Annotated in this window: 8 protein-coding genes; 2 read left to right on the top strand and 6 right to left on the bottom strand. The window is 71.5% G+C overall.

Annotated features, from left to right (window positions below; translation table 11 throughout):
* Nucleotides 1-80: 80 nt before the first annotated feature.
* Nucleotides 81-488, bottom strand: a complete 408-nt coding sequence (locus ACSP50_RS07075; RefSeq protein ID WP_014688472.1) for a hypothetical protein — start codon at nt 486-488, stop codon at nt 81-83.
* A complete protein-coding gene (locus ACSP50_RS07070) occupies nt 485-1669 on the bottom strand; it encodes an extracellular solute-binding protein (protein WP_014688471.1) in 1185 nt (394 codons plus the stop codon). Before ACSP50_RS07070 ends, ACSP50_RS07075 begins: the two co-directional genes overlap by 4 nt.
* Before the next feature lie 129 nt (nt 1670-1798).
* Between ACSP50_RS07070 and ACSP50_RS07065 the strand changes: the two genes are divergently transcribed.
* Nucleotides 1799-3043, top strand: coding sequence for a TIR-like protein FxsC (locus tag ACSP50_RS07065; protein WP_014688470.1), 1245 nt, complete (start codon nt 1799-1801; stop codon nt 3041-3043).
* A 21-nt stretch (nt 3044-3064) separates the two neighbouring features.
* A complete protein-coding gene (gene fxsT / locus ACSP50_RS07060) occupies nt 3065-6994 on the top strand; it encodes an FxSxx-COOH system tetratricopeptide repeat protein (protein WP_014688469.1) in 3930 nt (1309 codons plus the stop codon).
* On the opposite strand, the gene ACSP50_RS07055 is transcribed toward fxsT (ACSP50_RS07060), so the two are convergent.
* The 4 genes from ACSP50_RS07055 to fsxC form a co-directional block, all read right to left on the bottom strand.
* The gene (locus ACSP50_RS07055) at nt 6995-8071 is read right to left on the bottom strand and encodes an FxsB family cyclophane-forming radical SAM/SPASM peptide maturase (protein WP_231956880.1); all 1077 of its coding nucleotides are present in this window, start codon (nt 8069-8071) and stop codon (nt 6995-6997) included.
* 88 nt (nt 8072-8159) lie between these two features.
* Nucleotides 8160-8312, bottom strand: a complete 153-nt coding sequence (locus ACSP50_RS41620; RefSeq protein WP_155123449.1) for a hypothetical protein — start codon at nt 8310-8312, stop codon at nt 8160-8162.
* A gap of 193 nt (nt 8313-8505) precedes the next feature.
* The gene (fxsT, locus tag ACSP50_RS07050) at nt 8506-12432 is read right to left on the bottom strand and encodes an FxSxx-COOH system tetratricopeptide repeat protein (RefSeq protein ID WP_014688466.1); all 3927 of its coding nucleotides are present in this window, start codon (nt 12430-12432) and stop codon (nt 8506-8508) included.
* A gap of 121 nt (nt 12433-12553) precedes the next feature.
* Nucleotides 12554-13726: an FxsC protein gene (fsxC, locus tag ACSP50_RS07045; protein WP_014688465.1), complete on the bottom strand. Its 1173-nt coding sequence runs from the start codon at nt 13724-13726 to the stop codon at nt 12554-12556.
* Between the last annotated feature and the right edge of the window lie 88 nt (nt 13727-13814).

The following is a 13814-nucleotide window of genomic DNA, read 5'->3' as shown; positions in this document are numbered from 1 at the left end:
GGTCCGGCGACGGGCCGTCCGGCTGTGGCGCCGGCCGGGTCAGTCCGGCGACGAGCCGTCCGGCTGTGGCGCCGGCCGGGTCAGTCCGGCGACGAGCCGTCCGGCTGTGGCGGGGCCGGGTCGGGGGTGCCGGTCGCGGCCGCCTCCCGGTCCCGGTTCGCTCGCAGGAACTCCAGATTGTCGCGGTAGGAGAAGAAGGCGAGGACCGCCGAGACGGCGCCGAGCAGGGCGGCGATGACGCTGGCGAACTGATCGGCGCGGTTCGGGCCGAGGCCGGCCATCACGACGACGGCGATCGCCAGCAGGACCAGCAGGCCGAGGCCGACGGTCTGCAGCCGGCGGTCGGCGGTGGGCGGGGACACCGGCTCGGCGGGCGGTTTGTCACGGTGGGTGTACCAGGAGACGCCGGCGTCGATCAGGACGATCAGGACGATGGCCGCGGTCACGAAGACCGGTACCAGCCAGGCCTGCAGGCCACCGGTGGTCATCGCAGGGCCTCCTGCATGCTCTGGACGAAGTTCTCGCCGAGCTGGATCCGGTTGTAGAGGTAGTTGTAGACGTGCTGGCGGACGATGCCGGAGAAGGCCGCGTAACCGGCGCTCATCGGGCGCGGGTGGGCCCGTTCCACCGCTGAGCGGACCTTCCCCAGGTGCGGGACCGTGGCGGCCAGTTCCGGGTCGTTGTACGCCTCCACCGAGGTGGGCGCGAAACCGTAGGTGGCCAGCAACTTCTGCGCGGGCATGCCGGTCAGGAACTGGATCACCGCTTCGGCCTCGGCCCGGTGGCGGGTGTCCTCGGCGACCGCGAGGGCCTGGCCACCCAGGATGCCGATCGGCAGCGCGCCGAGGCGGATCGCCGCGGTGCCGGGCTTCTCCCGTTCGGCGCGGTCGATCGCCGGGAAGTAGACCGGCCAGTTCCGCATGTACCGCAGGCCCTGCCGCTGGAACGCCTCGTTGGTCTGCGTCTCGCCGGCCGTGACCACGACCCGCCGGCTGTAGATCGCGGCGGCGAGCGGGGCGAGCGCCTTCTGCCACTGGCCCAGGTTGAACGAGACCGTGCCCCGGTCGTCGAGGATCGTCGGATCCTGGGCGAGGGCCTGCTCCAGCACGTTGACCACGAACGCCTCGTCGGTGAACGTGCCCTCGGTGCTGAGCTGGCCGGTGAACAGCCGGGTGCCGGCGATCACCGCGTCCAGACCGGGTTCCAGGTCCCGGGCGCCCTTCGCGGCGATCCGGCGGTAGAGCATGCCCACGTCGGTGTTGAACGGGACCGCCCAGAGCCGGGTCGAGCCCTCGATCTCGCAGGTACGGCGCACCGGCGGCAGCAGGGTGATGCCGTCCGGCGCGTCGATCGGCGTGATCCGGCCGCTACCGGAGAACCGCGGGATGTGGATGATGTCGAGGTTGTAGATGTCCGCCTTGGTGCTGACGAACTTCTCGTACTGGTCCTGTGTGGAGTTGCCGACCGGGACCACCTCGACGGTCACGTCCGGATGGAACGTGTTCCACAGCTTGATCAGCAGGGTGCGCCCGCCGGTGTCGTCGGTGCCGGTGACCAGGGTGAGGGTCACCGGGACGCGGCGGGTGAACAGGTAGCCGGCGGCGGTGGAGAGCATCCCGGCGGTGAGCACCCCGGCGATGAACGACCGCCGCGAGTACAGGTCCGTCATGTGATTCAAATTACTCGATGTACGCCATCGCGGCGTACCCGGTGTGCGAGGCATGTGTAAGTTAGGTGACCGCCTATATACTCCTCGTGAGCGACCTGCCGTCGACCGCCCTGGCGCTGGGAGCACCGCTTGTCGGACTATTACTTTTTCCTCAGCTACGCGCGCGGCGACGACTGGGAATCAGTCAAGCAGTTCTTCAACGATCTGTCCGCCGAGGTCCGCTCCTACGCGGGGCTGCCGACCAGCCGGAACGTCGGTTTTCTCGACGTGGAGATGCAGGTCGGCGAGGCGTGGGCGCGGACCCTGGTCACCGCGCTCGGCAACTGCCGCTCGTTCGTCGCCCTGATCACGCCGCGCTACCTGCAGAGCGAGCCGTGCGGCCGGGAGTGGACGGTCTTCACCGAGCGGCTGACCCTGCTCGAACTCGACGTCCCGGTGCTCGACCCGCCGCCGCTGATCCCGCTGCTCTGGCTGCCGCCACCAAAACTGCCGCCGGCCATCGCGGCGCGGCAGTACCTCAACCACCGGCTGCCCGAGGCGTACGCGGCGCTCGGGTTGCGCCAGATCATCCGGCTGCAGCGGTACCGGGACGACTACATCGAGATGGTCGCCCGCCTGGCCCAGCAGATCGTGGCGGCCTACGACGTGGACCCGGCGCTGCCGAAGAATCCGGCCACGGTGCCGTTCGAGGAGATCCCCAGCGCCTTCCACACCGCCGGGATGACGCCGCCGGCCACCGGCGGGCCGGCCCACCAGGTGGAGTTCGTGATCGCCGCGCCGTCCCGGGCCGACCTGAGCGACCACCACCATCCGGACCTGCCGGGCGTGGCCCGGGACCCGCGCTTCTACGGCGAGGCGCCGGAGAGCTGGGCGCCGTACCGGCCGGCCCTGGAGTCGTCGCTCGCCGACCGGGCCCGCAGCGTGGCGTTGAACCACCGGTTCCAGGCCCTGGTCACCGATCTGGACAAGCTGCGCCGGCTCGGCCGGGACGACGACGCGGTCCGGCTCGTGGTGCTGCTGGTCGACCTGTGGGTGACCGGCCTGGCCCGGCATCGCGAGGCCCTGGCCCGGTTCGCCGCCGGCGGCCGGGACACCACCGCGGCGGCCGTGCTGGTGCCGGCCGGTCAGGACGACGAGCAGACCCTGACCCACCTGCATCAGCTGAAGGCGACGCTGAGCCGGGTGTTCGGCCGGCGGATGAACACCCGGATGGACCCGCCCGAGTTCCGCAGCGAGATCCCCAGCCCGGCGGTGTTCGACGCCGAGCTCGGCGGCATCCTGGAGCGCTCCCGCAACCGGATGTTCCGCACCGACCCGGTCCACCGCCGCCCGCCCGGCCCGTCCGGGCAGCGGCCGATTCTGCGCGGTCCGTGACCTCCAGAAAGGAGTCCGGCCATGACCAGCTCGTCCCACGGCCGGGAGCCCGGTCAAATCGTGACGTTCTACTCCTTCAAGGGGGGCACCGGCCGGACCATGGCGGTGGCCAACGTGGCGTGGATCCTGGCCGCCAACGGGTTGCGGGTGCTCGCCGTCGACTGGGATCTGGAGTCGCCCGGGCTGCACCACTACTTCCGTCCCTTCCTGGCCGACAAGAAGCTGCGGCACTCCCGCGGCGTGATCGACATGATCCGTGACTTCGCGGCCGCGGCGGTCGATCCCACCGCCGATCCCGCCGAGCCGGAGTGGTACCGCCGCTACGCCGACGTGGAGCGCGAGGCGGTCTCGCTGACCTGGCGTTTCCCGGGTGCCGGCCGGATCGACATGCTGCCGGCCGGGCAGCAGAACCCGGCCTACTCCGGCACGGTGAGCACCTTCGACTGGGCGGCGTTCTACGACCGGCTGGGCGGTGAGGCCTTCCTGCACGCGCTGCGCGAGAACATGGCGCAGATGTACGACTACGTGCTGATCGACAGCCGGACCGGGCTGAGCGACTCGGCCGGCATGTGCACGGTCAACCTGCCGGACACGGTGGTCAACTGCTTCACCCTCAACGAGCAGAGCATCGACGGCGCGGCCGCGGTCGCCGAGTCGATCGTCCGGCTCAGCACCCGTCGCCCGGTGCGGATCCTGCCGGTCCCGATGCGGGTCGAGGACGCCGAGCTGTTCAAGCTGGAGACCGGCCGGGACCACGCCCGCCAGCGCTTCGAGCCGTACCTGCGGCTCGACCCGGACGCGGCCACCTCCTACTGGGGCGACGTCGAAATCCCCTACAAACCCTTCTTCGCGTACGAGGAGATCCTGGCCACCTTCGGCGAACGTGCCCGGCAGGAACACTCCCTGCTCTCCTCGTTCGAACGGCTCACCTCGATCATCACCGCCGGTGCGGTGACCGAACTGCCCCCGATGGAGGAACGGGAACGCCGGCGCTGGCTGGCCGGCTTCGAACGACAGAAGCCCTCGATCAACCCGAACACCGTGATCAGCTACGTCTCGGTCGACCGCACCTGGGCCGACTGGATCGCCGGCGAGCTGGAGCAGATCGGCCAGTCGGTCACGCTGCAGGAGGTGGAGCTGACCGACCCGGCCGCCGGACCGGGCCACGACCCGCGCCCGGCCGCCCGGCTGCTGGTCCTGCTCTCCCACGACTACCTGCTCACCCCGCAGTCCGCGGCGCTCTGGCAGCAGGCCGCCGACCGGGACCTGGCCGCTGGCGACCTGGTCCGGATCCGGATCGACAACAGCCGGCTGCCGGTCTCGTTCGCCAGGCCCCAGGTCCGCGAGGTGGACCTGTTCGGCCTGACCGAGGAGCAGGCCCGGCCGGCCCTGCTCGGCGCGTTCGACCAGCCGCACCTGGAGCCGGGCGCCGCCGGTGTCCGGGCCGGAGCGCAGTCCGGATCCCGGTTCCCGGCGGACACTCCGCCGGTCTGGAACCCGCCGCAGCGCAACCCAACCTTCACCGGACGCACCCGGCTGCTGGAGGAACTGCGGGACCGCCTGCCGATCAGTGTCACCGCGACCGCGCCGCAGGCCCTCTACGGTCTGGGCGGCGCCGGGAAGACGCAGATCGCGCTGGAGTTCGTGCACCGGTTCGCGGCCAACTACGACATCGTCTGGTGGATTCCGGCCGAACAGCCCGCCCTGGTCCGCGCCTCGCTGGCGGAGCTCGCCGAGGCGCTGGACCTGCCCACCGCGTCCTCCACGGCCGAGGCGGTCGACGCCGTCCTGGACGCGCTGCGCCGCGGCGAGCCGTACCGGCGCTGGCTGCTCGTGCTCGACAACGCCGACCAGCCGGAGGAGATCCGGCGCTACCTGCCCGCCGGGCCCGGGCACATCCTGATCACCACCCGCAACGTGGCCTGGGGCCGGTACGTCAGCGCCACCGAGGTGCCGGTCTTCAGCCGGGTGGAGAGCGTCGGCCTGATCCGCCGCCTGGTGCCGGCGATGTCCGAGGCGGACGCCGAGATGATCGCCGCCAAACTGGGCGACCTGCCGCTGGTCATCGAGCAGGCGGCCGCCTGGCTGGCGGCGACCGGAATGCCGGCCGGCGCCTACTCCGCACTGCTCGACACCGAGCTCCCCCGGATGCTGCGGGAGAACCCGCCACCGGGGTACGAGCACACCCCGGCCGGCACCTGGCGCCTGTCGCTGGAACGCATCCGGGCCGACCTGCCCGCCGCGGCCCGCCTGCTGGAGGTCTGCGCGTTCTTCGCCCCCGAGCCGATCCCGATGCGCCTGCTGTACAGCGGGCGGTTCATCGAGCTCCTGCAGCCGCTCGACCCGACCCTGCAGGACCCGCTGCTGATCGGCCGCCTGGTCCAGGAGATCGGGCGGTACGCGCTGGCCCGCTTCGACGCCGGCCGGAACACCATCGCGATGCACCGCCTGGTGCAGACCTTCATCCGCTCCGAGATGTCTCCGGAGGACCGCGAGCAGACCGGCCGGGACGTACACCGGATCCTGGCGGCGACCAACCCGAAGGAGCCGGACGACCCGGAGACCTGGCCCGACTACCGCCTCATCCGCCCGCACATGGAGGCGACCGGGGTGCTCAGCTCACCGGTGGCCCCGGTCCGGCAACTGGTCATCGACATGGTCCGGTACCTGTGGCGGATCGGCGACCTGCAGGAAAGCCAGGAACTGGGCGAACGTGCGCTGGCCGCCTGGCGTGCGGCCGGCGGCGAGGACGATCTGACGACGCTCTGGCTGCGCCTGCACCTGGCCAATCCGATCCGCTCCCAGGCCCGGCTCGCCGAGGCCCTGGCGATCGATGAGGACGTCCACCGGTCGCTGCTGAGCACGGTGGGACCGGAGCATCCGTACCTCGTGATGAGTCTCAGCGGACGGGCCGCCGACCTCAAGGGCCTCGGCCGCTACCCGGAATCGCTCGCCCTCGACCGGGAGGCGCTCGCGCTGGCCACCCGGACTCTGGGCGAGAACGCGGCGCGCACCATCTTCGCGATGAACAACCTGGGCCTGTCGCTGCGGTTCAACGGCGACTTCCGGGAGTCGGCGAAGATGGCGGAGCGGTCGTACGTGCTGGCCCGCCAGCTCGGCGAGAGCCGCCCGTACACCCTGGCGATGGCCGCCAATCTCGGCCGCAGCTATCGGGACCTGGGACAGTTCGCCGAGGCCCAGCGGGTGCTGACCCGGGTGCTGATCAAGTCGACCGAGGTGCACGGCGCGGGCCACGCGCAGACCCTGGCGATCGTCCGGATCCTCGCCGTGACCCTGCGCAAGCTCGGCGACCTGGATCAGGCCGAGGCACTCACCCGGGACGTCCGGCCGAAACTGGAGCGGCGGCTGGGACGCAGCCACCCGGAGACCCTGGCCTGCCTCAACGACCTGGCCAACCTGCAGTCCGCGCTCGGCGACGACCGGACCGCACTGCTGACCGCGGAGACCGCGCTGCGACACTACGAGTCGCGGCTCGGCGTCGACCATCCGTCGACACTGGCCTGCCGGAACAACGTGGCGATCTTCCAGCGCCGGCTCGGCGACCACGCCGGCGCGCGGGAGATCAGCGAACGGGTGATCGCCCGGTTCCGCGCCCTGCTCGGCCCGGATCATCCGTACACGCTGGCCTGCCTGGTCAACCGGGGCAACGAACTGTTCGACGGCGGCGACCTGGACGGCGCCCGGGACAACGATCAGGACGTCTGCGACCGCCTGACCGAGGCGCTCGGCGAGGAGCACCCGGACACCATCGCCGCGCGCAGCAACCTGGCCATCACGCTGGCGGCGCGCGGCGACCAGGAGACGGCCCGCGAGCTCACCCGTCGGGTGCTCGCTCAGTCCGTGCGGGTGCTGGGTGCCGAGCACCCGAACACCACGGCGATCCGCGAGGGCCGGCGACTGAACTGCGACATCGACCCACCGCAGATGTGACTAGCCGACCTCGGCGGGCAATGCGCGGCGCAGGTCGGCGAAAACCCGATCCCGGATGTGGTCGATCAGCCGGCGCTGGTCCGCGCAGTAGACGGTCGGGTTGGCGAAGTCGGCGGGCGCCCGGAACCGGTGCGCATAGTGCCCGCCGCCGCAGACCGCGACCGCCGGGCAGCGCCGGCACGTCTCGGCCAGGCTCGCCAGCCCGCTCTGCCGGGCCCGCACGCCGGGATGCGCGAGCGCCTCGTCGAGCGTGTGGTCGAAGACGTTCAGCCCGGTCGCGGCCGCCCGGTCGGCGGTGGTCTTCAGCGCGTCGGACTGCTCGATCGCACCGTCGGTCTCGATCGTCACGTAGTCCACCGGGTCCAGCCCGGTCGCCTCGTAGCCGCTCGCGCCGCCCAGCAGCAACGTGATGATCGAGCTGAACAGCCGGATGTCGGTCTCCGGCGCTGCGGAGTACCACCGGTCGAAGACGGCCACGAGCCAGTCGCCGTACGGCGTGGCCGGGTCACCGGGCACCCGGAACGGCGGCGGGCTCGTCCAGTTGCCGTGCGGCAGCAGCAGATCCATGGTCGGCGGGCCGAGCGCCAGCAGCGCCTCGTACACCTCGACCGGGTCGTTGCGGACGTCGATCGTGCACAGCAGGCCACGGTAGAGATGCCGGTACCGCTCGCCGCGGAGCCGGTCCAGGCCGGCCACGACGTCGTCGTGACTGCCCGCACCATGCGCGTACCGCCGATGCCGGTCGTGAGCCGCCCGGCCGCCGTCGACGCTCACCCCGACCCGGACGTCGTGTCGCAGCAGCGCCTCCAGCATCGGCTCGTCGAGCAGGATCCCGTTGGTCTGCACGGTGAACCGGGCCGCGGCGGTGCTGCCCAGCGCCTCCCGGATCGCCCCGGTGACCGTCCCGATCGCCGCGGCGCCGGCCAGCAGCGGCTCACCGCCGTGCAGGACCACCGCCAGCGAGTCGATCCCCCAGGCGCGCGCATGCTCGGCCACCCGGGCCGCCGCGGCGGCGATCACCTCGGGGGACATCACCCGGGGACGGGTGCGCCAGGACTGATCGGCGTGCTCATACACATAACAGTAGTCGCACGCTAAATTGCACCGGCTGTGTAGTTTCAGAAGAACTTGCCGGAATGGCCGGACCGGCCCCGCGGCCACCATTTCAACTGACGAAGTTGGTGAAGTACGTCGTTGTCGGTTCCGGGTCGTCGGCCCGATCCAGGAGGGCCAGCAGAACCCGACTGTCGACCTTCGACCGATCGACCAGTTTGCGCGTGCTGTTCGTGATGACGTACGGGTCGTCGTCAGGCTGCACAGCCGGCTTCATTGCCACCCCTCTGAATAATGCGGGGGAAGCGTAGCATCCAGGCCGCCGCCGAACGCACGAAACGACCAGCCTGTGGACAAGTTCGCCTAACCGGGAACGATAATTGCACTCCCAGGTTTGAGGTAAGTGACCAGTGCTACCGGAAGTAGCCGGGTCGTGTCATTTCCGAGACCGGACGATATCAGGTGCTCAGCGGCTCCAGGTCGAAGAAGGCCCGCCCGCCGGAGCGCAGCGCCACCATCAGCGGGTGTTTCTCGTCGAACAGCTCCCCGGCGATCCGGAGCACCTCCTCGCGCTGTGCCTCACCGCCGGTCCGGTCACCGGCGGCCAGCCGGCTCGCCACCAGGTTGACGCCGGCGGTCAGGATCGCCGGATGACTCCGGCTGTGCAGTCGCTCGCGCAACCGGGCCAGGCTGACCGTGTCCGCTTCCCGAGCGGCCTGCACCTCACCGGCCTGGAACAGGGCGCTCGCCAGGTTCATCCGGCCGATCCAGACGTACGGATGGGACTCGGGCAGGGTGGCCTCCAACGCGGTGAACGTCTGCTCCAGCCGGGTGCGGGCGTCCGCCACCTCGCCGTCCAGGCATTCCAGGACCCCGAAGGTGTTGGCGACGGTCAGCGTGGCCGGGTGGCTCTCCCCCCGGATCCGGGAGTAGCCGGCCAGCACCTCGGCCGCCTCGGCCCGCGCCTCGGCGTGCTCGGACTGGGCCGCCCTGATGTTCGCCACCTCCAGCCGGCAGGCGAGCGTGTGCGGATGCTCGGCGCCGACCGTCGCGCCGAACCCCGCCACGGCCCGCTCGGCCAGCTCCCGGGCCTCGGCCAGGTGACCGAGGCGGCGCAGCGTGACGGCGAGCTCCTTGCGGGTCAGCAGGGTGTACTCGTCGGCCTCGTCGAGCGCGTTCTGACACCCGGCCAGGGTTTCCCGCAGCACGTTCTCGGACCGGCCCAGGTCACCGTCGGCCCGCAGGCACCGGCCCAGGTTGCGGCGGATCAGCAGGGTCCACCGGGCGGACGGGCCGAGCACGTCCTCGGAGGCCACCACGGCCTGCTCGCTGATCTCCCGGGACCGGGCGAAGTCGCCGGCGAGCATCAGGAAGAACGCGTAGTTGTTGCGCGCGATGACGGTCCGGCGGTGGCTGTCGCCGACCGTGGTCTGCCAGTGCAGCAGCACCTGCTCGGCGAGGTCGACCGCCTGCTGGTACTGCCCGAGCCCGACGTACGCCGCGGCCACGCCACTGAGCGCGATCAGCGCATGCGGGTACGTGTGGCCGCGCTGGGCGATCATCCGGTCCGCGGTGTCCTGCTGGATGTCCAACGCCGCGCGGTACTCGCCGTGCGCCTCCAGGATGTTGCCGAGTTCGCTGCGCATCCGCAGCAGGGAGAGGTGGTCGGCGCCGAGCCGGTCCTGCCAGATCCCGATGGCCCGCTCGGCGAGCCGGCGGCCACCGGCCAGGTCACCGCGGTACCGCAGATACCGCACCATGTCGACGGCGAGCTGGTGCACCTCGGCGTCGTCGGAGTCGAGCGCGCCGGAAGGCTCCAGGTGGGTCAGGATGCCCTGGTACGTCGGCCAGCTGGCCTGGTCGTCAGGTTCGCCGCGCTGAGCCTTCGCCAGGATCACGTGTATCTGCTCCCGCCTGCGCCTCTGCTCTTCAACGGCGAGGTCGCTGATAATCACACTCTGCACCAGGCGGTGCATGCGAAGCGCGTGAACCGCCGAATCCACCCGGGCCAACCCGAACCGGCTCACTTCCCGCACCAACGAGTTGCGCATCAGTTGGTCACGGAAGATCGGGTCGTATCTCGCCAGCGCGTCGGCCATGCCCGGGCTGTCCAGCAGCGTGGTGGGGATCGGCTCGGGCGCCATCACGGCCAGCAGCTCCACCAGGAACGCGGCGGCCGGGTTCGCCTGCTGCAGACGCCCCTGGGACAGCCGCCAGGTCTCGGCGGCCGGGTGCCGGTAACCGGGCGGCGGCGGCTCGTTGAGGATGCGCGGCAGCTGCTCGTCGAGCAGCGCGAGGTACCGTTCGGCGGACATGCCGGTGGTGGCCAGCCAGGTGGCTGCCTGTTCCACGGCGAGCGGCAGGTCACCCAGCTTGGCGGCGATCTCGTCGGCCTGCGCGTCGGAGAGACCGGCCACCCGCCGGGTCAGCAGGGCCCGGCTCTCCGAGCGGTCGAAGACGTTGATGTCCAGCGTCCAGGCGGTGCGCGACCACTCCTGCCCGGGCGTGGTGACCACCACGTCGCCCGACCCGGTCGGCAGGAACCGCCGGATCTGCTCCGGGTCCTCGGTGTTGTCGAAGATGACGATCCAGTTCGCCGACGGGTTGCCCACCCGCAGCGCCTCCAGCACGGCGGCCACCTCCTCGTCGGCCCGGCCGGAGCCGGCGATCGGCAGGCCGAGCTCCCGGGCCAGGTCGGCCAGGGCGGTGACGACCAGCGCCGGCTGGTCGGCGGAGATCCACCACACGATGTCGTAGTCGGCGTTGAACCGGTGCACGTACTCGACGGCGATCTGCGTCTTGCCGACGCCGCCGATGCCCTGCAGCACCACCGGGCCGGTCTGCGCGTTGCTGGCGTTGAGCTGCTCGCGCAACGCCTCCAGGGTGGCGTCCCGGCCGGTGAAGCCCGGGTTGCGGGCCGGCGCGCGCCAGACCCGGGCCGGCTCGAACGGGAACCGGGGGGTGGGCCCGCCGGCGAGGCCGCCGATGTGCCCGGACCCGGTGTCCCGCAGGTCGAGCCGGGCCAGCAGCGAGTCCCGCGCCGCGCGTTCCGGCACGTTGAACATGTCGACCGGCTCCCGGTCGGCGAACGGCTCGGGCGGGCGGAAGCCGTCCACCCGGACCGGGACGAGGAACCGGCCGTGCCCCGGGATGTCGCGCCGGACGGTCAGCCGCCACCAGGTCTCCAGCTGGGGCACCCGGACCGACTCCTGGGAGAGCAGGACGATCGCGCAGTCCGAGCGGGCCAACACCTCGGTCGCGTCCACCGCGGCGTTGACGTCCTGCAGCACGCTGCGCTGGCCGGCCAGGCGCAGCTGATAGGCGATCCACTCGGCCCAGATCCGGTCCCGCGGGGTGTAGCAGATCAGCGCCGGCCCCGGGTTGATCGTGCCGCGCTGCTCGAACTCCGCCAGCCAGCCGAGCCGGATCGCCTCGGAGATCTCGTCCAGCTTGCAGCGCTCGCCGACGAGCTCGCCGGCCAGCCGTTCGTACGCGGCGAGCAGGTCGTTCTCCTGATACGGCCGGTCGCCGAAGGTGGCGAGGGTCTCCTCGTACGCGTAGAAGGGTTTGTAAGGTTGTTCCACCTGACCCCAGTACTTGCCGGGGTCGGCGTGCCCGAGCGCCGCCACGAACTCGCGGAACTGTTGCTGGGCCAGCGCCCGGCGGCGGTTCAGCTTGGCCGCCTCGCCGTCCTCGACCCGGCTCGGGACCGGAAAGATCCGGATGTCGTCGGGGCGCAGCCGGCGGATCGTGTTCGCCACCGCGACGGCGCCCTCGATGCTCTGGTTGTTGTAGGCGAAGCAGTTGACCACCGTGTCGGGCAGGGTCACGGTGCAGATGCCGGCGTTGTCGCTCAACCCGGTGCGGCTGTCGATCAGCACCACGTCGTAGTTGGCGCGCATGTCGTCGGCCAGGTCGAAGAGGAACCGCTCGCCGTTGAGCCGGGTGTAGAACGTCTCCCAGTCGAAGTTGCTGACCACGTGCGAGTACTCGGGGGTCTGCCGGCCGGACGGGACGAAGTCGATCGAGCCGCCGCGCGGGAATTCGTACCGCTCCAGGGAGGTCGCGTACTCCTGGATCCGGGCCAGCCGGCGGATCTCCCCGGGCCCGAGCTCCTCCCCGTTCGCCTGCGCCTCGCCGGCCCGCTCCTCGAACCGGACGACCGCGTCGATCACCCCGGGTGACTGGCGCAGATCGCGGTCGGGCAGGAAGGGCGAGTAGTACCGGTGCAGGCCGGGCGACTCCAGATCCCAGTCCACGGTGAGCACGCGGCGTCCGGTGCTGGCCAGGATCCAGGCGACGTTGGCCAGCGACATGGTCCGGCCGACGCCGCCCTTGAACGAGTAGAACGTGATGATCTGTCCGTGCCGGCCCGAGAACTCCATGATCACCGCCAGTTCGTGTGCACGTTGCGCCGGACCGCACGGTTTCCCGCGGGAACGTACGTCCGCCATTGTCCCGCGCCGGTCAAGCGCGTCGTCCCCGGATCCACTGTGGCCGGCGTGGTCACGGCCCCTCCAGTACCGGCCGGCGCGGCCCGGGGCGTGACCCGCCCGGCCGCTCGCGCCGGTACGCCCGGCGCTGCGCCGCGGCGATCGCCGTCGCCAGGTCGGCGTCGAACTCGTCGGGTGAGTCGACGCCGACCCGGAACAGCGAGTCGTGCCAGGACGCCCGGCCGGGGAAGCTGCGCAGCACCTCGCCGCGGAGCTCGCCGCGCCGGGCCGAGGTCTCCCCGTCGCCCGGGCTGGCCGGGACGAGCACCGCCACCGCCTCGTCGTCCCGCTCGCCGATCTCCCGCAGCGCCCGGTGCAGATCCTCCACCCGGGTGGCCCAGGCGTCGACGAGAAGCACCAGGATGTCGCGCTGCAGCCCCTTGCGCAGCCGCTCGGGCACCGACTCGATCGGTACCACCTCGGACTGCAGGCGGCGATCGGAGACCACCCCGCAGGCCCGGGCCGCCAGCGACTGCGGGGTCATCGGCTGATAGGGCGACCAGTCCTCCCGGCGCCGGCCGTAGAAGCGCAGGTCGTCGCGGACCGCCCGCATCTGCTCGCGGGTGCCGGCCGCGACCACCACGTACACCTTGGTCGACGGCGGGCCGGCGCCCGGCCGGTGGCGGCGCTCGTCGAACGGGTTCACCGCGGCGTCCAGGTCGACGCCGGCCGGGCCGTCGGGCAACCGGTGCGCGTGCGCCGTCTCGACCACCCGGTGCGCGAGCGAGGCCACGAACGCGGCGTACCCGGCGCGGTGCGAGCGCAGGCGCATCATCACCCGCAGGTCGTCGCCGTGCGGCGTCCGATGGGGCTGGACGTCGAGCCCCGGCTCGTGGAAGACGTCGCCGGAAACGCCGTCGGCCGACCACAGCACCGGGATCAGCGCGCCGGAGGCGGCCGCCGAGTCGTCCTTGCGGATCCGGTCGACGAAGGTGCCCCAGTACCGCCCGCAGCGGTCGCTGGCCAGGTAGCGCGACGAGCACAGGGCGATGAAGGTCTGGCAGGTGCCGAGCGCGGACCGGGCGTCGGCCGGCCATCTGCCGTTGCCGCTGTCGTCCAGATATCCGATGACCTGCTGAGGCTCCGCGCCGATCCGGCGGGCGATCTCGGCGGACAGATCGCGGTAGAGCCGGCGGACGAAGATGTCGTCCTCGTCAGACGCGTAGCTCAGAAAGAAATACAGCATCCGGCCTCCCGACGGCCACCGACGGGCCCAGCGGTCGCGCGGGTCACCTCTGGGCCGGCAGGCGGCCGCCCCGTGCGGGCTTTGAGTC

Origin of the sequence: Actinoplanes sp. SE50/110, from assembly GCF_900119315.1 — a bacterium.
Classification (GTDB): Bacteria; Actinomycetota; Actinomycetes; order Mycobacteriales; family Micromonosporaceae; genus Actinoplanes.
This window is presented reverse-complemented; position numbering and strand designations above follow the sequence as displayed.